The sequence below is a fragment of the Enterococcus moraviensis ATCC BAA-383 genome, from assembly GCF_000407445.1.
GTDB lineage: Bacteria > Bacillota > Bacilli > Lactobacillales > Enterococcaceae > Enterococcus_L > Enterococcus_L moraviensis.
Genome location: NZ_ASWB01000003.1, coordinates 491,545 through 511,863, shown reverse-complemented (window position 1 = coordinate 511,863; position 20,319 = coordinate 491,545). Strand labels below are relative to the sequence as shown.

Annotated in this window: 17 protein-coding genes; 10 read left to right on the top strand and 7 right to left on the bottom strand. The window is 36.9% G+C overall.

Annotated elements, in window-relative coordinates:
• Positions 1–64: 64 nt before the first annotated feature.
• Positions 65–1,036, top strand: coding sequence for a ribose-phosphate diphosphokinase (locus tag I586_RS12485; RefSeq protein ID WP_010766502.1), 972 nt, complete (start codon positions 65–67; stop codon positions 1,034–1,036).
• A 79-nt stretch (positions 1,037–1,115) separates the two neighbouring features.
• On the opposite strand, the gene celB is transcribed toward I586_RS12485, so the two are convergent.
• From celB to I586_RS12470, 3 genes are all read right to left on the bottom strand, one after another.
• On the bottom strand, positions 1,116–2,462 hold the full coding sequence (gene celB / locus I586_RS12480; RefSeq protein WP_010766501.1) for a PTS cellobiose transporter subunit IIC: 1,347 nt from the start codon (positions 2,460–2,462) through the stop codon (positions 1,116–1,118).
• Between the two features lie 15 nt (positions 2,463–2,477).
• Positions 2,478–3,869: a glycoside hydrolase family 1 protein gene (locus I586_RS12475; RefSeq protein ID WP_010766500.1), complete on the bottom strand. Its 1,392-nt coding sequence runs from the start codon at positions 3,867–3,869 to the stop codon at positions 2,478–2,480.
• A gap of 191 nt (positions 3,870–4,060) precedes the next feature.
• The gene (locus I586_RS12470) at positions 4,061–4,831 is read right to left on the bottom strand and encodes a DeoR/GlpR family DNA-binding transcription regulator (RefSeq protein WP_010766499.1); all 771 of its coding nucleotides are present in this window, start codon (positions 4,829–4,831) and stop codon (positions 4,061–4,063) included.
• Between the two features lie 146 nt (positions 4,832–4,977).
• Here I586_RS12470 and I586_RS12465 point away from each other — a divergent pair, with 146 nt between their 5' ends.
• The 8 genes from I586_RS12465 to I586_RS12430 all read left to right on the top strand — a co-directional run bounded on the left by I586_RS12465 (position 4,978) and on the right by I586_RS12430 (position 14,249).
• Positions 4,978–7,335 carry a helix-turn-helix domain-containing protein gene (locus I586_RS12465; RefSeq protein ID WP_010766498.1) on the top strand — a complete coding sequence of 786 codons (2,358 nt, stop codon included), beginning with the start codon at positions 4,978–4,980 and terminating at the stop codon, positions 7,333–7,335.
• A 63-nt stretch (positions 7,336–7,398) separates the two neighbouring features.
• Entirely contained in the window at positions 7,399–7,689 is a 291-nt protein-coding gene (locus tag I586_RS12460; RefSeq protein ID WP_010766497.1) for a hypothetical protein, read from the top strand.
• A 190-nt stretch (positions 7,690–7,879) separates the two neighbouring features.
• Entirely contained in the window at positions 7,880–9,079 is a 1,200-nt protein-coding gene (locus tag I586_RS12455; RefSeq protein WP_010766496.1) for an MFS transporter, read from the top strand.
• Positions 9,079–9,726 (top strand): L-serine ammonia-lyase, iron-sulfur-dependent subunit beta, encoded by a 648-nt coding sequence (gene sdaAB / locus I586_RS12450; protein WP_010766495.1) that lies wholly within the window; start codon positions 9,079–9,081, stop codon positions 9,724–9,726. The genes I586_RS12455 and sdaAB overlap by 1 nt, the downstream gene beginning before the upstream one ends.
• Positions 9,727–9,745: 19 nt before the next feature.
• Positions 9,746–10,621 (top strand): L-serine ammonia-lyase, iron-sulfur-dependent, subunit alpha, encoded by an 876-nt coding sequence (gene sdaAA / locus I586_RS12445; RefSeq protein WP_010766494.1) that lies wholly within the window; start codon positions 9,746–9,748, stop codon positions 10,619–10,621.
• Positions 10,622–10,683: 62 nt separating this feature from the next.
• Positions 10,684–12,114 (top strand): M20 family metallopeptidase, encoded by a 1,431-nt coding sequence (locus tag I586_RS12440; protein ID WP_010766493.1) that lies wholly within the window; start codon positions 10,684–10,686, stop codon positions 12,112–12,114.
• Between the two features lie 151 nt (positions 12,115–12,265).
• Complete coding sequence (locus I586_RS12435) at positions 12,266–13,549, top strand: LPXTG cell wall anchor domain-containing protein (protein WP_010766492.1); 1,284 nt, start codon at positions 12,266–12,268, stop codon at positions 13,547–13,549.
• Between the two features lie 127 nt (positions 13,550–13,676).
• Positions 13,677–14,249, top strand: coding sequence for a hypothetical protein (locus tag I586_RS12430; RefSeq protein WP_010766491.1), 573 nt, complete (start codon positions 13,677–13,679; stop codon positions 14,247–14,249).
• On the opposite strand, the gene I586_RS12425 is transcribed toward I586_RS12430, so the two are convergent.
• Positions 14,246–15,049 (bottom strand): MerR family transcriptional regulator, encoded by an 804-nt coding sequence (locus tag I586_RS12425; protein ID WP_010766490.1) that lies wholly within the window; start codon positions 15,047–15,049, stop codon positions 14,246–14,248. The two genes, I586_RS12430 and I586_RS12425, sit on opposite strands and share 4 nt — an antisense overlap.
• 108 nt (positions 15,050–15,157) lie before the next feature.
• On the opposite strand from I586_RS12425, the gene I586_RS12420 reads away from it, so the two are divergent.
• Complete coding sequence (locus I586_RS12420; RefSeq protein WP_010766489.1) at positions 15,158–15,676, top strand: ClbS/DfsB family four-helix bundle protein; 519 nt, start codon at positions 15,158–15,160, stop codon at positions 15,674–15,676.
• 73 nt (positions 15,677–15,749) lie between these two features.
• On the opposite strand, the gene I586_RS12415 is transcribed toward I586_RS12420, so the two are convergent.
• From I586_RS12415 to I586_RS12405, 3 genes are all read right to left on the bottom strand, one after another.
• Positions 15,750–16,574 carry a VanW family protein gene (locus I586_RS12415; RefSeq protein ID WP_010766488.1) on the bottom strand — a complete coding sequence of 275 codons (825 nt, stop codon included), beginning with the start codon at positions 16,572–16,574 and terminating at the stop codon, positions 15,750–15,752.
• A 302-nt stretch (positions 16,575–16,876) separates the two neighbouring features.
• Positions 16,877–17,527: a beta-phosphoglucomutase gene (gene pgmB / locus I586_RS12410; protein WP_010766487.1), complete on the bottom strand. Its 651-nt coding sequence runs from the start codon at positions 17,525–17,527 to the stop codon at positions 16,877–16,879.
• Positions 17,528–17,543: 16 nt separating this feature from the next.
• Entirely contained in the window at positions 17,544–20,252 is a 2,709-nt protein-coding gene (locus I586_RS12405) for a glycoside hydrolase family 65 protein (protein WP_010766486.1), read from the bottom strand.
• Positions 20,253–20,319 lie beyond the last annotated feature (67 nt).

Below are 20,319 nucleotides of genomic sequence, written 5' to 3'. Positions count from 1 at the left end.
TTTTGAAAAAGTGACTACTATTTATAAGGAAACTATTGTTCAGTAAAAGAAAGTGGAGGTCCCCATGTCAAAACATTATTTTGATCCAAGATTGAAAATCTTTTCTCTTAACTCGAATCGTCCATTAGCAGAAAAAATCGCAGCAGCTGTTGGTGTCGAATTAGGAAAATCTTCTGTCACTCAATTCAGTGATGGTGAAATTCAAGTGAATATTGAAGAAAGTATTCGTGGCTCTCACGTTTATGTCATCCAATCAACAAGCAGTCCTGTTAATGATAACTTAATGGAATTGTTGATCATGATCGATGCGTTAAAACGTGCTAGTGCAAAAACAATCAACGTTGTTATGCCTTACTATGGTTATGCACGTCAAGATCGTAAAGCGCGCGCCCGTGAGCCAATCACAGCGAAGCTTGTAGCAAATATGCTTGAAAAAGCAGGAGCAACTAGAATGTTGACATTAGATTTACACGCAGTCCAAATCCAAGGATTTTTCGATATTCCAGTGGATCATTTGATGGGTGCTCCATTGATCGCAGATTACTTTATGGAACACGGGATTCAAGGCGATGATGTTGTCGTTGTTTCTCCTGACCATGGTGGTGTGACGCGTGCTCGTAAATTAGCTGAGTACTTGAAATCACCAATTGCGATCATTGACAAACGTCGTCCAAAAGCAAATGTTGCTGAAGTGATGAATATTATTGGACACGTAGAAGGTAAAACATGTGTACTAATCGATGACATGATCGATACAGCAGGGACGATTTCATTAGCTGCTAATGCATTAAAAGAAGCGGGAGCAAAAGAAGTGTATGCTTCATGTACGCACCCAGTCTTGTCTGGACCTGCATTGCAACGTATTGAAGATTCTGCAATCAAGCGTTTAGTAGTAACAGACTCAATTTATCTGTCAGATGATCGTAAAATTGAGAAAATCGATGAAGTTAGCGTTGGAGAATTAATTGGGGATGCTATCAAACGTATTCATGAAAATAAACCAGTTAGCCCATTGTTTGAAACAAAACATCGTTAAGCACAGTAGATAAATAAAAGACAGCCATTATTCTTGTATTTTTGCATACAGGAATAATGGCTGTTTTTGTAATGTCTAATTAATCTTGTTTTAGTGCAGAGGTTTGCTCTGCATACAATTTTCCATCATACATCTTGAAAAATGGATAGTAACAAACAATCGATACCGCTAAGTTAATAAACGCAATGAGCACGGCTCTAAAATCACCGCCAGTTCCAAGAAACGCTCCGATTCCAACCGGAGAAATCCAAGGAATCCCCGTAATCACTTTATTCACTAACCCAAGAGAAGTAGCAAAATAGGCAATCGTCACATTGATCAAAGGCGTCACAATAAACGGAATAATCAAATAAGGATTATACACGATCGGTGCCCCGAAAATAACCGGTTCATTGATATTAAACAAGCCAGGCAATACGGCTGCTTTACCTAGTACCTTTAACTGGTCGGATTTTGCAACGAAAATCATCAATAAAACTAACCCAAGCGTACTACCTGCACCGCCGATAAAGATATACATATTCACAAAATCACCAGCGAAAATGTTTGATCCGCCATCAATGTTTTCAGTCAATGCCACTAATAAAATCGGATTGATAAAACTGTTCTTGATTACAGCTGTTCCGTGAACCCCAACAGCCCAAAGGAGATGGATCAATAGCATGATCACAATGATCCCTAACCAAGAACCTGTCAAATCTTTAACAAACTCAAATGGTTTTGATAACAACCCATGTAAATCAGTATGGAACGCTGCTAAAATTGTGTTGATAAACAACATTACAAAAGCAATGAAAATAGCAGGAATCAATGAAGCAAAAGCTTTACTTACACCATCCGGAACGCCTTCTGGCATCCGAATCGTAATGTTCTTTTTCACACACCAACGATAAATCTGAGTGGCTATGACAGCTGTGATGATCCCAATAAAAATCCCAACACCACTAAAACGAGTGACCCAACCTCCAAGAGCAACACCGTTATACACAATCGATGTTTCACTTTCAGATTGAACCAATTGTGCAGCGCCATCAACGATGTCTGTTTGCACGATTGTCATTAAAAAGGCAAATAACCCTAAAATCGCTCCAACAAAACTACTCAGCCCATCACTTTCTTCTTTTCGATAAATATCTGTTAAATAATAAGCCGTCGCTAAACAGTAAAAAATGGCAATCGACCCAATCGACATGGTGGTAGCCACGCTATAGATCGGAGCAAATTTTAAAATCGTATTCTCAAAAAATGGTGCGAGGGGCGGAATGATCTGAGGCAAATTATTGATGATCAGAAAGATCGACCCAACGATTGTAAAAGGCACTGTAATGATCCCTGCTTGCATTATTGCGCGAATAAAGCGCAAGTTCGCAACTTTATTCAAAGGTGGCATCAATTTTGTTTCTAAAAAAGTAAATACTTTATTCATTTTTTTCTCCTTTCTTTAAGAGGGCAGTTGATTGGTATTGATCAATGATTGGTACCAATAAAAACTATCTTTTTTATAACGAGCGAGTTCCTTTTCATCCTGTTCTGTACGATCCACATAAATAAACCCATAACGCTTACTGATGCCTTCGTGAACACTAATTAAGTCAATTGCTGACCATGGGCTGTATCCAATCAAATCAACACCTGCTTCAATGGCTTGTAAGCATTGGTCGATATGTTGCTCCAAGTAGTTGATACGGTAAGGATCTTGTACTTTGCCATCTGCTGTTAACTCATCTTTGGCTCCTAAACCATTTTCGGTAATAATAATTGGCAAATGATAACGATCATAAAGAGTTTGCAAAGTTGTTTTCAAGCCATCTGGATCGATCGTCCAATTAAACTCATTTTTCTTTAAATAAGGATTGGTAAACCCTTTATAAAAGCCCCATTCCATGATGTCTTCGCTTTGTTGATCACTTATACCGTTTGCCATGTCGTCTTTTTCGGTTGGTTTTTCTACAGTAACAGTGGTATAAAAATTCATCGCGACGAAATCCGGGAAATTAGTTTCCATCAATTCTTGGTCTTCATTAGCAAACTTGATCGTAATATTATTGCGGTTTAAATAGTCTTTGAAGACTGCATTATAACGACCAAAACAAGAAAAATCTAGATAGGCCCAATTGCGAACGCTATTAAAATAAAGGGCGGCTTGATTATCCATCGGTTTACTCGTGGCTGGATAGACTAGGGAAATGTTTGGTACAGGACCAATTTGTCCACCTTCGATCAATTCGTGGCAACGCTTGAAAGCATACTTTTCAGCAATCATTAGATGATGGAATTGTTGGTATTTTTCTTGCAGCGGGATTTCTTTTCCTAGAATTTTTTTATCCACTAATAACATGATGTTTGGCTCATTGATCGTTAACCAGTGTTTTACGCGATCACCATAGGCTTCAAACAGTGTTTCAGCATAAACTTTGAAAGCATCTACGGTACTGCGATTGCTCCAACCTCCTTCATCTTCTAAAGCTTGAGGGAGATCAAAGTGATTTAATGTAATGTAAGGTTGAATCCCATATTTTAGCAATTCATCAATGACATCGCTATAGTGTTGTATTCCTTTTTGATTAAGTTCCCCTCGTCCGTTTGGAAAAATTCTTGTCCAAGCAATCGAGAAACGAAAAATGGTGATTCCCATTTCAGCTAATAATCGAATATCTTCTTTGTAATGATGGTAATGATCAACTGCTACGGTAAAATCGGCGATGTCATGGTTGTCTCGTGGTCGTGTGTCTTGAACACTTTGACCTTTACCGTCTGTTTGATAAGCGCCTTCTGTTTGATGGGCGGAAATAGATGCCCCCCATAAAAAATTCTCTGGAAATGTATGTGTCATTGGTTTCTCCATTCTATATATATTTTGTAAAGCGTTTTCTTTGGCTTTAGAATAAAGGATTACTTGAGTGAATTCAATATAATCAAAAGAACTGTTCATGAAAGAATTTTTATGAACGGTTTAAGATGAACGGTAAATGCCATTTCATCATTTATGCAAGAAAAGCCAACTTTTTTAGTATACCTTTTTTATTAAGATAACACGTGAATGGGGATTCCATGGGACTGATAATGAGTCAAAATATCAGGTGATATCGTGGAATCAGTATATAATGCATCAAATAAAAATGTTTTATCGATCATAAAGGAACTTACTGTTTCTAGGTTGAACGCAGAGGTGTAAACAATTTTTGGGCCTTTTGTATGTTGAATCATGGTGCGATAGATAAAGGATTCGTTCAATGTTTTAGTCGTAACTTCATGTGTGTTAAATCCCGCTGCTTCAATGATACAAAGGTCTGCTTGGATTTTATTGATAGAATGGATAGCAAAATCGCCCACTAGTGCCTGTGTCTCACGTTCTAATTCTCCGCCACTAAGTGAAATAACGGCTTTTTTCTTAGGATGATCGATCGCAATCGCACGGATATCGTTGGTCAAAATACTGATTTCAAAAAATGATAATGCATAAATGATTTCTTTAGAGAAATGGCCAGATCCAACAAAAAGCTGAGCTCTATTTGGCATAAAAGTACTGAATTTTTCAACAAAACTTGCTACAGGAAAAGGTTTTTGTTCATGCATTAGCGGTTGCGATAAAGGTGATTCATGAATCAACTTAACTCCGCCATAGAAACGTTCGATCATTTTTTTCTTTTCTAAAAATAGTAAATCCCGTCTGATCGTAACAGCAGAAACATTAAAAAAATTTGCTAATTCAGTAACAGTCAAGTGCTGTTCTTTTTTTAGACGTTCAAGAATATTTTCTCTTCTTTTAAACACATCGCCTTGGCTTGCTTTCATTTTTGTCCTCCCGTGTATAAAGCCTGTCGTTTTTTAAATTACTCCTAGTATAGACAATCTTTTAGAAGAAAGACAGCTTGTTTGAAGCGTAATTTGATGATATATTTTGTTAAACAACACTGAAGAAACTAAGGAAGGTCAAACTTATGGATGAATCAAAGCAATTTCCTTTCCATCTATCCTTGATGAAAGTCAGCTATGCGCCGCCACAAATCAGTGATTATTTCACGCTTTTTCTAATGCTTAGCGGCAGTGTAGTGGTCACAATGGGAGAAAAAGAATATCAACTCACTGCGGATGATCTGCTGGTCATCAATCCGAGACAACAGTTTCAAGTCAAAAGTACAGAGAAAAATTTACTGTTGTTGCTACGAATTTCCAGAACGCCGATTACGGCTCATTTTAAAGAAAATTGGCTTCCCTACATTGAATGTTCTACTGCTGGTGGAACCAAAGTGGCTGAGGCTGAAAAGATTCAACAACTAAGGGAATCGTTAGTTCATTTAATGGCTGCTTATTTCAAACAAAGTGGGGAAAGTGAGTTGGAGATTTATCAACTGTTCTTTACCGTTCTCACACAATTAGTGAAAGGATTTAAAAAAGAAGTCGTTCCTTTACCACAAGTGCCAACGGAAATTGCAGATGAACGTCTGAATCGCCTGTTAGAACAAATTCAAAAGGAGTACGACCAGCCAATCTCATTAGAAGAACTGGCTGAATCTAGCGGGATTTCTTATTACCACCTTTCACGTTCGTTTAAGAAGCAAGTCGGAGTTACATTTACCGAATATTTGAATCAGATACGGTTGATGCATGCAGCAGAAGCGTTGGTTTTAACATCTCAATCAGTCATTCGAGTGGCATTGAACAATGGTTTTTCCAACGCAAAAAATTTCCATCAAGTGTTCAAAAAGCATTATGGTGTAACGCCCGCTAATTATCGAAAAAAGTACTCATTAACCCATGATCAGGAAAAACAACCAACGGAAAGTGCTGACTATCAAGAGATAACAGGTGCAGCAGCACTACAAGAGCTGGCCAAATATTTAGTAGAAAATGATATTGAAGATGAAAATGCGGCAATTGAGCAAAGATTGCAGTTAGTTTTGCCAAAGGAAACACGACCAGAATACCATAGTAGTAAAAAAATCATCAAAATCGGGCCTGCTGGAGAAGGGTTAGCAAATGGCGTACAGAGAGAATTATGTATTTTACAAAATGAGTTAGCATTTGATTTGGTTCAATTTGAAGGCTTTTGTGAAGAGACGAATTTTGAAGATGATGTGATGCTTGTATCGGAATACATTTTAAATAATCAATGGTTTGATTTCCTAGTGAAAATCCAATTGAAACCTATGATTCAGCTTTATTTGCCTGAAAAATACACTACGACAGAGGAGGTACAATTGTGGTGTGATAAGCAGTTGAAAATTATCCGTCACTTCTTGAATCGTTATGGGAGAGATGAAGTGAATCAGTGGTATATTCAATGGTCATTGCCTAAAATCAGCGGTATCTGGAATGAAGGCAGCCGTTTTGGGTATCGCTATTTATACCGTAAACTAAAACAATTAGTACCTGCGCTCAAGTTTGGGCTAATGTCATTACGTTCATTAGATGAAAAAGAATATCAGCAATATCAATTGTTTATCATAGAACAAGCAGAACAATATTGCTTACCAGATTTTATTAGTTTTCATGCTGACCCATACGCAACTACGTTGATCAAAGATGAACATGCCATAAGGTTTAAAAAATATCAGCAAGCAATTTTAACTAGAGTAAAATCCGTGATCACAACAAGCCGAAATGAGTTAGGGGCTATTCCCCCATCTTGGCAACCAGAACTGTTTTTAACAGACTGGAACACCTTAGTTGGTGAAGGAAACACGTTTTCAGGGACCTTTTTTCGCTCGGCATTGATTTTAGAGTCAATAGTAGAACTCTCCAAAGAAGTGACTGGGATTGCGTATTGGTTGAACATCAAGGTGAAAGAACGACAGACACATATGAGGGAAGATAGCAGTTTATCGGTTTTTCTTTATGAAGAACTTCGACGTCCTTTGTTTTTTTCATTGCGTTTTTTAGATCATTTAAAAGGGGAACTAGTCGCCAGTGGTGATGGGTATCTTTTAACAAAAAATCAAGGTCAATATCAACTGTTACTTTATAATTCAAGTTATCTCGACCCGTTGTATTCAGTGGATACATTCCAAGTTCAATATCAGACGAAGAAAGTAAGAATTCATTTGAGTGAGCTACCTGCAGGAAATTATTTGATACGTGAATACGTATTGGATAAGGATCACGGTGGGATTTATAATGATTGGATCCGAGTCGGTGGGCAAGTAGAGTTGGATTATGAATTACAGAAATACTTGGAACAAAAGATTTTACCAAGGTTTGAACTAAAAAAAGAGCGAATTGATTCATTTGGCTACGAAATGGAAGCTACGTTGACATTAAATGCTTGTCAGTTGTACTTGTTTCAGCCGTTATATTAGGAATCGCCTAAGTTAATATCAACTTTTCGTATCGTTATAGAAGATGTAAATGGGGGGATTATTTTGCTTGATAAAAAGAAACAGGCCTCTACATTTGGGGTCAAGCTTGCTATTGTTAGTTACTATTTTTTGCCAAGAGCTCAAATCGTAACAGCTTCTTCTTATGTGAATCTAGCCTTTGACATTAGAAAGTTTGTTGTTTTTTTCTTAACGATTGGGTTGTTTACTGTTGCGTTTCAAAAGACTTATTCGACTAAATGGCCTAACGTCAATTTAGCTAGAATGGTCACTGGGGTCTATATATTGTACGGTTTCGCTAGTATTTTTTATAGGATGATTCTAGAATTTATTTAACCTATTCCTATTTATTTTGTAAAACAAAGCAAAAAAGACTACTACTTTTTTGCTTTGTTTTTTTATTTTGCTTCATAATGAAAATATTAACACTACATAGCGCAATTAAAGTGATTTTTATTTGTGAAATGTTTCGTATAATGAATTCATAGAAAACGTTTTCTTATATTTGAACCTATGGAGGAAAAAAATGGAGACACAAGTTGAAAAAGTAACAACTAAAAGTAGTGCTGGGTTGATTTTTGCCTTAATGGCAGGATATTCGATGATTTACATGGACAAGAGCATGATCTCTACAGCAGTTTTACCGATGGCGAAAGAATTTAATTTAGATGCAGGCCAAACGGGTATGATCATGTCCTTCTTTTTCTTAGGATATTCGTTGATGCAAATTCCAGGTGGTTGGTTAGCCGATAAAATCGGAGCAAAAAAAGTATTAATGTTGTCACTCGCAATTATTTCAATTTTTTCATTCGCTTTTGGCGCAGTAAGTAGTTTGATGTTATTCATGGCAATCCGCTTTTTTGCTGGACTTGGTCATGGAGGGTATCCACCAAGTTGTTCAAAATCGATTGCTGATAATTTTCCGCAAGAACGCAGAACATTTATTCAATCGTTGATTCTTTCAACATCAGGTATTGGTGGGATTTTGGCCTTTACTTTAGGAACAAACTTGATCAATGCAAATTGGCGTTATGGTTATCTAGCATTAGGAACGATGTTTGCAGTAGCATTCATTCTTGTAGGTATCTTTGTTCCAAAACAAGTAGTTAGTACAAAAACTGGTTCAACAAATAAACCAACAATGAAATTTAGTCAAGTAATTACAAACCGCAATGTGTTGATTTTATTTATCTCAATGTTACTATTGAACTTTTTACTTTATGGAAATATGTCTTGGTTACCAAGTTTCTTAGCACAAAAATTTGAGATCGACATTACAACGATTGGTTATTTGTTAGCTGTGAACGCAGTCTTCCAAACAGTTGCAACAATGTTTGCAGGCGTATTGTTATCAAAATTATTTTTAGGCAAAGAGCGTATGTTTATTCTTAGTGCCACAATTTTAGCAGCAGTTTTAGTTGTAGCGTTTGTTTTATCGAATAATTTAGTGTTATCAATGATTTGTTTAATCGCCGTAAGTATGGTTTCAGTAGGCGCATTCACCGCAATCTTCACATGGCCACATAAAATCATGGACCCATCCATTATTGGTTCTTCAATTGGAATTATCAATACAGGCGGAACATTAGGCGGATTTTTAGCACCAATGATTTTAGGACAATTAATCAAAGCCGCTGGTGGTTCATTTACGTTAGCCTTTGGCTTTATGGCAGCAGCGAGTCTACTTTGTGGGCTTTGTGTATTAGGAGTGAAAAAAGAAGCGTAATGTCAGACAAAAAATTTAAATACAAAAGTGCCTTTGATATCATCGGCCCAATCATGGTCGGACCCTCCAGCTCTCATACAGCTGGAGCGGTCAGAATTGGTAATATGGCAAGAGAATTATATAAACATACACCCCAAAAATTAATCGTGACGTTTTTCGGCTCATTTGCAGAAACCTATAAAGGTCACGGAACAGCTGTTGCAATCGTTGCTGGGGTTTTGGGTTTTGAAACGCATGACGAACGTATTCCAAATGCTATCGAAATAGCTGAAAAACAAGGAGTTAAGATTGAATTTTTAGTGAGTACTAAAGAAACTGAACACGCGAATACCGTTAATTTAGAATTGATCGATGAACAAGAGAAACTGAATTTGACGGCCATTTCAATTGGTGGTGGGAGTATTCAATTGACGGAAATCAATCATCATTCTACTTTGCAAGGGAATGGATTAGTGTTCACCACTGATCAAGAATCTGCTCTTCCATGCGTAGAAAATGCATTGGAAAGCCCTGAATTCGTAGAAGTTCAGCAACTAAATAAAGAGACAGTTTTCTTTGTTGAAACAGTTAGCGATATTAGTCAAAAATTAGTAGCAAAAATAAGAGAGATACCGGGAATAACAGCAGTCTTGCCAACGACCGGCTAAATTAGAGGACGTGAATTTTTTGTTTGAATCAATTGAAGAACTCGTGCAAAGAGCCAACGAGAATCAGTGTACAATATCTGAGATCATGATCGCTCAGGAAATAGAAACTTCTGGACGTACTAAAACAGAAATCATGAACCAAATGGCTTTAAACTTAGAAACAATGGAGGCCGCCGCAGCAAAAGGGATTCAAGGTGTTCGTTCTCATTCAGGTTTAACAGGTTATGATGCGAAAAAATTACAAGCTTATTTAGATCAAAAAAGTGTACTGACAGACAATACATTTGTGAAAGCATTGTGTTATGCTGTGGCAACAAACGAAGTCAACGCAGCGATGGGAATGATTTGTGCCACGCCTACAGCGGGTTCGGCGGGCGTTGTTCCAGGGGTTTTGCTGGCTTTTAGTGAAAAATTTGGCTCAACCAGAGAAGAGATGCTGAACTTTCTATTTACGGCTGCGGCTTTTGGCTTTGTTACAGCAAACAATGCAATGATTTCTGGTGCTGAAGGTGGTTGTCAGGCTGAAATTGGTTCGGCTTCAGGTATGGCCGCCGCCGCTTTGGTAGAAATGGCAGGAGGCTCACCTAAACAAGCCAGCCATGCTTTCGCCATCGCACTAAATAACTTAATTGGATTAGCCTGTGATCCTGTTGCAGGATTGGTAGAAATTCCGTGTATCAAGCGAAATGCAGGTGGTACATCCAATGCTATTAGCGCTGCAGAAATGGCTTTGGCAGGTATCGAAAGTGAAATCCCAGCAGATGAAGTAGTTGAAACAATGTATCGTGTTGGCCGAAGTATGCCGGCAGATATTCGTGAAACTGGAATTGGCGGTTTAGCTGGAACAAAAACTGGGAAACGTATCGCAAAAGAATTATTTGGGATTGACCGTTAATGAACACAAACAGACTTAAAAAAATAGAAAATTGATTGTAGTCAAGAAAGGAAGAACTAAGAATGGATGCAAAAAAACAAATTTCAGCATTAATCGATGCAAAAAAAGACCAATTTATCACAGCAGCAGATCAGATTTGGGGGACTCCTGAAACAAGATTTGCTACAACTGAATCTGTAAAACCTTTTCTAGAAATTTTAGAAAAGGAAGGATTCTCAATTGAAAAAGGTGTTGCCAATATGGAACATTCATTTGTTGCAACATATGGCAGCGGCAATCCTGTGATTGGAATTTTAGCAGAATACGACGCTTTAGGTAATTTAAGCCAAGTTGCGGATTTAGGTGAACAAAAAGCGGAAATCGAAGGCGGTAACGGACACGGATGTGCCCATAACTTATTAGGAACTGGTGCATTAGCAGGTGCTGTTGGTGTTAAAGATTTAATGGAGCAAGAAAAATTACCAGGTACAATCAAATTATTTGGTTGTCCAGCTGAAGAAAGTGGCTATGGAAAAGCCTTTATGGCAAGAGATGGTGTATTTGACTGTCTTGATGTTGCTCTTTCATGGCATCCAATGGATACAAGTATGGCTTGGGGTCTTAGCAGCTTAGCTGTTTACCAAATTTATTATAACTTTAAAGGTGTATCTGCCCATGCCGCAGCAGCTCCAGAACAAGGACGTAGTGCTCTTGATGCAGCAGAATTAATGAATATCGGCGTACAATTTTTACGTGAACATATTATTGATGAAGGACGTGTTCACTATGCATTTATGGATGCAGGTGGCGAGTCAGCGAATGTGGTTCAACCGACATCTAGTTTGTATTACTTTATTCGCGCACCAAAACTAGAACAAGCAGAAGAAATTTACAAACGTGTGAACAAAATCGCAGAAGGCGCAGCTTTGATGACTGAAACAGAATTAGAAATCGTTTTTGATTCAGCCTGTGCAAACTATTTACCAAACCAAGCAGTGACTTCAGCTATGTATGAGAACTTAACAGAGTTTGGGAATATGAATTTAACGAAAGAAGACCAAGAATATAGCCAAAGATATTACGACAGCTTAAACGATGCAACAAAAGCTGGGTTGATTGCAAGAGCGAGACAAAGCAATCCATCGGCGAGTGAAGAAGAAATCGAACGACTTGGTACAATGCCGGTCTCAGAGCAAATTAGTCCACTATTCTTTTCAAATGCAACGTCAGGCTCAACAGATGTAGGAGACGTTAGTTGGGTTTGTCCAACAGCTCAAGTCTTGATTGGGTGCGAACCACAAGGAACACCACCACATTCTTGGCAGTGGGTTGCAAACGGTAAATCATCTGTAGCACATAAAGGGTTACTAGCGGCAGGAAAAACAATTGCTACAACGGCATATGATTTATTAGTCAATCCAGAGTTAGTAGCAAAAGCTAAAGCAGAACACCAAGCAACGGTTGGTGGTAAAAAATACCAATCGGCTATTCCAGCAGAAGTTATGCCTAAATAATTCAAAAGAACTAGTTTATGCGAATCGCGTAAGCTAGTTATTTTTTACAATTAGTAGTTGTTATGATGATTAGAATTTGATAAGATTAAGTCGTGTATGTTAAAAAAATATAACTTTAAACGCTCGTTAGGTTAGTTTTAGGAGGAAAAGGATGAAAACAATAAAAGGCTTGATGTTGGGAATCATGTTTAGTTCTACACTGTTATCATTTTCGGTGCCCGCATTTGCTACAGAAGAAAGTTCAACCACTGCAAGTGAAGCAAGTGTAACGACTGAAACGTCTGTAACAAAAACAAAGGCTATTGAAGAAAAAAAGGAAATCGATATTACCCCGAAATTTAAAATCAATGAGATCAAAACCACAGTTAGTAATAAAGGAACGATCGAAGTTGAACAAGTTGAGGGCATGACAGGCTTAAAAGGAACATTCAAAGCAACCGTAGCAGATAAAAGCGTCCTTTCAATCAATGCTCAAGGGCAATGGCAAGGATTGCAAGCAGGCAAAACAACAGCATCATTGGATTTTGATTGGGATGCCAAATCAATGAAAAAAATTCAAGAAAAATACCCGAATCATCAATTGATCAAAAGAGATATCGCTCAGGAAGTTGCTGTAGAAGTGACCCCAGATGAAGAGAAGTCTGTAGATATCACGCCTAAATTTAATGTAGGAACGATCAATGCAAAAATAGGAGATACCGGCCAATTTAAAGTAGCTCCTATGGGTGGTGTGTCTAATCCAACAGGAACATATACAGCCTATATCCCAGATACTGCTAAAGATATTATTTCTGTAGATGCAACTGGAAAGTGGAAAGCCTTAAAAACAGGAACAGTAGACTTTACTTTAGATTTCAAACTTTCCGCTGAGTCAACGAAAGAGATTCAAGATAAAAACCCGGGTAGTACGTTGACGAGGCTTGATATTGCTACTATGATCAAAGCAGAAGTAAAACCAGTTGGGATAGTAGATATTACACCAACAATCGAGGGTGCTTCTATTGAAGGAAAAGTTGGAGACACTGGACAACTAAAGGTGAAACCAATTGAAGGAATCGAAGATACTACCGGCTTGTTTACAGTGTCTATTCAAGACCCCACTATCATAGAAGTAGACACGACAGGAAAATGGAAAGCCTTAAAAGCTGGGACAACCGAAGTCACGATTATGTATAGCTGGTCTGATGAAACAATGAAAAAGCTGGCTGAAAAATACCCAGGCTATGATTTTTCTATGAAAGAAATGGCACAAGTAATCAAAGTAACCATTTCAGAAAAAACTACAGGTTCAACTAAACCTGTTGGGACAACAAAACCTACAGGAAAACAATTGCCAGCAACAAATGAGACGAGTACAAATATGACTTGGATCATAGGCATGATGATTTTAGGTTTAGCCGTGGTAGGTTGGTATAAGAAAGAATCAGTAAATTAATAAGACAAAAGGCTGAACATCTAAAGGAAGCAGATGTTCAGCCTTTTTTGCGTGGCGGTTGCTAAGTTTATTTCGTTTAAACTGTAGTATAATAGGACTACGACAAAGCAAGGACAGGAGTGATCAAATGGCTATTATGGAACGACCAGATGAACGAAAAGCATTAGAAATCCTTCAGTCGGTAGAACCCCAAAAGTACCAAGATGCAGTCCTAATCGATAAACCTGATATCCAAAATCCAACACATGATATTGGTGTGGAAGTCACTCAATCCTTAAAAGAAAGTGTGCTAAAAGTGTTAGAACTAGATAGAATCAATGTACACAATGATAAAAAAATTCTTGGCATCATCAAGGAAAGATATGGCAATGATGTCCTTAAAATCGATTTACCTTTACCAGACAATACAGAGAAAAAGATTGCTATTTCAATAGCCAACTGGCATTCGCTATTTAATTTGATTGAAGCCTACGATAACAAAGTTGAAAAACTTCAAAGCGGTAATTATCAGCTGTATAAAGAAAATAATCTATTCATTTTTGTGTTTGGTGAAGATGAAAAAAGTATTCAAGAATTAGCGAAACATATCTATAGAAACAAGGTCGGTAGACAATATGATTTTATATATGTCTACAGCCAACCCATGTTATATACAATCGACCGTCAAAGAGATATTGTCTTGAATAAACTTAGTATTTAATCATTTTGCTTTTTTATTGGATAACAAATTTCTGTGATGAACAATTCTTCGTGCTCCTCTGTAGCAGGGCTGGAATGATAAATATTAAATAATTTTCCTGATAGTGTGTAGGAATTTAATTGCAGCCATTCACCCATATCAGTGTGGATTTTAGGTATCGTTTCATAAGAACCGCTAATCACGACAGAGGCAATCAGACCAGGACTAAATACTTTTGCTTCAGGATAAATGGATTTGAGCTTTTTAGGAATACCAATCATGACTTCGATATCTATAACATTTGGTGAGCTATTATGGAAGATGGCGATCGCTTGGCCTAATGTTGTTTGATCTTGGGGTCTGATTTTAGCGAATAGCGTCTGCCAAAGTTGTTCTTCATGGTAATAAGACGCTACTTTTTGGCGATAGCTAAGAACAAAGGTATCATCCATTATTTTTGATTCAATCGGATAATTTATTATTTCGACTGTGTCGGCAGCACATTTATTTTCCAGTAAAGCTAAATAGGTCAGTTGCAGCTTTTTATCAGCGATGTCCCGTTCAAGTGAATTTCGCTGTTTAGCTAAATAATCATGTAAATCAAATTCATCGTTTAAAAATGACTGGATCTCTTTCAACGGAAAACCAGCATTTTTAAGTGAAAGAATTTGATTTGCCTGATTGATTTGTTCTGGAGTATAGTAGCGATAGCCATTTTCCTTTTGGACATTCGTTGGTTTTAATAGATTGAGTTTATCATAGTGACGTAGCATACGTGGACTTATATTTGTTAGTTCGGAAAATTCGCTGATTTTAAACATATTTTGGCTCCTTAAAATTAGTTGATCGATTGTTATCAGTATACTTGACTTTGACAGTATGACAAGGTTTAAACTAAGGATAAATGATGAAATGAAAGGAGCGCCAACATGCGCACATATGAAACGAAGCAAGAACTGATTGCAGAAATCAAAAAAAGATACGAGAAGTATGACGTAGAATTTGAACAAGTACCTGAAACCTTAAAAAATGAACGAATTGAAGAAGTAGATAAAACACCTTCTGAAAATCTATCGTATCAGCTAGGCTGGGTGAATCTGATCCTGCAATGGGAGAAAGATGAGAAGGCTGGGAAAGTAGTAACAACGCCTGCTCCAGGTTACAAATGGAATAATTTAGGTGGACTCTACCAATCATTTTATGAAACATATGGAAAGTATAGCCTTACTGAACAAAGAAGAATGTTAAATAATTCAGTTACCGAGTTGTGTGAATGGCTTCAAACACTTTCCGATAAAGAGTTATTTGAACCTGGACAAAGAGATTGGGCGACGACAAAAGCGATGTGGCCCGTCTATAAATGGGTGCATATCAATACCGTAGCGCCATTTACAAATTTTCGTACAAAGATACGGAAGTGGAAGAAATTATCAAAACATAGCGAATAAAAAGAGACTAGAACGAACGTATCTTCCATGTTTGTTCTAGTCTGTATTTATAAGTAATATAATGGCTAATCCATTAATGCGTTTCTTTTATGTCTAAATGTTCTGTGTCATATACCACACGCGCATGATTCTCTTTGATTAATTTATTTTCTACTAAATTGCCTGTTCTTTTATCGATACATTTTCTAAAAATTTGACCATTACGGAAGACCTGTCCGTTTTCCCTTGAAAAATAGTCATTTTTAGCACGAATATGGTAGCTGTTCATTTGTTCATTGTCTGAGCGAAGTTCACCATTAAGATGGGTTTCACTAACTGAGATAATCAGTTGATACGTATTTTTTGTATTATTTTTAAAACGGTAATCTAAATAATTATAAACGATCGATGTCCCAGTCCCAAAAGGAATTTTACGCCCATAATCTGGAAACAAATCTAAGCCATCATGGTGATGATGTTCAGTGATTTCTAACGGAGAATGGAGAATGATCCAATGAATCAAATTAGTAAATTGGCAAAGACCACCACCAAGACCAGGTCGAACAGCATCATTAAAAACCGTTACGCCATCTTTATAACCTTTACGTGTAGAACATTTCCCTACTAAGTACCAAAAAGAAAAAGATTCATTTGGTTTGATTAAAATATGTGATACTTTAGGTGCAGCAATTCGCAGATTCGTTGCCTTATTTTCCTGCAATGTCAAATCGGTATTTCCTAATTTTCGGTGTATCAAAGAAGTATGTTTGTAAACGGATACAGGTAGAGGTTCAATTTGTTTCGTTTGGGCAAGATTTTCATCTTGGATAAAGTCTCGTAGTTTTCTTTGCAGAATATTCTTTTTCACAGAGATTTTGTAAGTCAGAGGTGATAGTTCGCTAAACAATTTCCTTTTCATTATTCTATAACTCCATTCCTTTTTTGTAATCATATTGTAACATAATAGACTTGTTTTTGAAACTATAATGTAACATTTGGTGGATTTAAGAATTTTTTGTTCAATGGATCGACAAAAAAAGAGCCTGAGACATAACTTTTTTAGTTATGTCTCAGGCTCTTAGTGTCCGAATAAACGGTGGGCGCAGAAGGAACTACTGCGCTTCGCTTCGATCACATCAAATTCTAAGTGCTAAGCACTAAGATTTGAAGGCTTCTTATTTCTCGGAGTTAAGCACTTCTGTCCCAATCTCTCGTTCTTTTTTAAATATGCATGAACTGTTCAACAGATAATTCAGTCATAGAAGCTACTTGTAAATCAGCTCCAGATAATGTTTCTGTCTCAGAAATGCCTACAGCATACATTCCAGCTGCTTTAATTCCTTCAATCCCTGCTTGGGCATCTTCAAAACCAATTGCGTCTTTTGGTTCAACATTGATACTTTCAGCGGCTTTTACGAAAATTTCTGGATCAGGTTTTCCTTTTTTTAGTGTTTCTGGATCAACGATATGACCAAAGAAATCAAGTACACCTAATTTTTCTAAAATCATTGGCGCGTTCTTAGAAGCTGAAGCAATAGCACACGGGATATTGTTTTCTTTTGCTTGAACTAAAAAGTCGTGCACGCCTGGTAATAAATCTTCGGCTGAAAGATCGGCTAAAAGTTTGACGTATTCATCATTTTTTGTTTGGGCCAAGGCTTCTTTCTCTGCCAACGTAAAATCATTTTCTCGGTTTCCATAAGTTAAAATTTTATCTAAGGAGTCCATACGGCTAATGCCTTTTAAAGTCTCATTGAAGGCTTCATCAATGGTGATACCTAAATTTTTGGCTAAATCTTTCCAAGCAATATAGTGGAACTTAGCTGTATCGGTGATAACACCATCTAAATCGAAAACAAACCCTTTTTTCATACGTATATTCTCCTATCTAATAGTTGATTGTTGTTTCTTTATGTGCAGTCAATTGATGAGACTGATTTTTAACAATGACCATTGTATCTTGTGAGGCTAAAATTTGAACAGAGTGTTTTCCAACAGTTAGCTGATAGTGAATGCCTTTATGATCGATATTAAACGTCATATCAGTCCAGTTTTTTGGTAAATTTGGTTGAATCGTTAGATGTTTCTTTTTAATGTCGATTCCAGCATACGTAGTTAATGTAACATAAATTGTCGCAGCCATTACACCAGTATGGATTCCTTCAGCTGTTGTTCCTCCTTGAATATCTTGATAATCAGAGTATAAAGCTTCTTGATACAATTTCCAAGATAGATCATGAAAAGCCACTTCTTCTGCTAATTGCGCATGGACGATTCTGGATAAAGTTGACCCATGAGACGTTCTATTTAAATAGTATAATAGATTTTTTTCAAGATAATCTTCAGGTAAATCGTACCCAAGTTCCTCTAATATCTCATCGATTTTTTCTTTGTTTAAATTATAAAACAGCATTAACGTATCTGCTTGTTTAGAAACTTTGTAATCATCGGGCGATTGACCTTCTGCTTTTAAGATACGATCCATGCGATAAATATTGCCATACTTTTCTTTCGCTTGTTCCCAGTCGATTTCTTTTAGATCAAAATACCCTTCGTATTGGGCGATGATCCCTTCATCGTTGACTTCAATCGATAGTCGTTTGCGAATGTCATTCATTTGTTTCAAAATTTCTTGCGTGATTCCTGTTTTCGTAAATAATTCCGCTTTTTCTTGCGTATTTAATAGTGAAAGGATGTTTTCTAATTCTTCAAATAGCCAAACGACCATCAGGTTTGTGTAGGCATTATTTTTTAGACCACTTTCATGACTATCAGGGTATGCTTCATGGAATTCATCGGGTCCCATGACTTTGTCGATATAGTAACGTTGGGTTGTTTCATCAAAGGTTGCTGCACTACGCCAAAAATTAGCGATTTCTAGCAGCATCTCTGCGCCATATTCTTTGATGAATGTATCATCACCAGAATTATTCCAATACATCCAAACATTATACGCAATTGCTAATGAAACATGGCGTTGAAGAATACTATGATCTTCACCCCATTCGCCGTTTAGCGGATTTAAATGGAGTTTTTGTGTATCTTCGCTTCCGTCAAGACCAGACTGCCAAGGATACATAGCGCCTTCGTAATGACTTTCTTTAGCATTTTCTTTTGCTTTCCCTAAACGATTATAGCGATACATTAAAAGTTGTTTTGCCGTTTGTGGGAAATGCAAGATATAAAACGGCAAGATGAAGATCTCGTCCCAAAAGATATGACCACGGTATGCTTCACCGTGCAAACCACGAGCAGTTACTGAAACATCTAAGTCGTTATTGTTAAATGGAGAAGCAGAGACTAACAAATGATATGTGTGGATTCGCAATAATTTTTGCGACATCAAATCTCCTGTGATTTGAATATCGGATTTGTTCCATAGTGTTTCCCAAGCTTGTTTGCTTTCCTCGAATTCTGCGTCGAAAGAAGTTGCTGGAAGTAAGTGTTCATGCCAATTTTCTTCAGCTATAGAAGCCTTGACTTGAACATGCTTTTCAAAAGTATACCTCTTGTTTTGTTCCGCAGTAAAAGTAACCTCTTGTTCAATGATTTCATCACCAATAGAATTTTTGATAGTATTTGCCTCAAAAAAATTACCAGTAATATAGGAAGTTTGTTGGATATCTATTTTTGAATGGTTGGTTTGGACTTGAATGACTGCATTATTTTCTTGCGCTTGTAGTTGTGTGATATGGAAATGTTTGGCAGTCAAATTACGATATCTTTCTACATTGAAATTATATACAGAACCATCAGTTGTTGTTTTAATTGTGATATCTTTAGAAAAGTTCAATGGTTCAATCGAATATTTAATACTATAATTGTTCTTTTTAGCCATATTTACTACTTTATAGGCGGTGATTTTTAATTGATGTTTTTGAGTATCTTCAATAATCATATGAGCGGTAAATAGCCCTGTTTTTAAGTCTAAATTTCTGTGTAGCAAGTGTAAAGTAGCTGTCTCAAGAGTCAACCATTCTTCTGTTCCGTCTACTCGAATACTGATAAACTGGTTATTTGGCGTGTTGACAAAGTCTTCATTTTCAACAATTTGACCAGCAACTTCTGATTTTTCTTCATTGTAAAGGCCAGCGATATAAGTTGCTGGGTAATGATCTTTTGAAAGGGTCATTTCAGGGATAGTTCCACGCAAGCCCATAAAACCATTTCCGATTGTTAGCAATGATTCAACCGAATATTCTTCTTTTCCTGGCGTATAGCCAAAATAATCTAGATTCCACGTTAAATAGGCTGTTTTTTCCTCAAATGCTGCTACTAAATCTGAGGAAGATGCAAGTTCAGATGACGTAAGAATCGGAAAGCCTATTAATTCTGAAAAGTGTTTGATAAGATTTTCTCTACTCGCATTTAATCGTGATACTTGTGCATGTTCAGTATAAAATTCCATTGGTATATCATTAAAAATAGAGCCTTGAGCAGTTGGAAATTGCTCTTTGATTTGGCTAGCTAAAACCTCAACAGTTTTTGGAAAGTCAAAAGCTGAAAAGGGAAGTGTTTGTTCTGAGAGTATGCGTTGTTGCTTTTTTTCTTGGATCATTAAACTATTTGGATTAAGGGTTAATGATAGATAGTTCATTTATAAGGCTCCTGACTGTGATTATTTTTAACTTGTATAGACATGTTGTTGTTTTCGTTTTCATTAT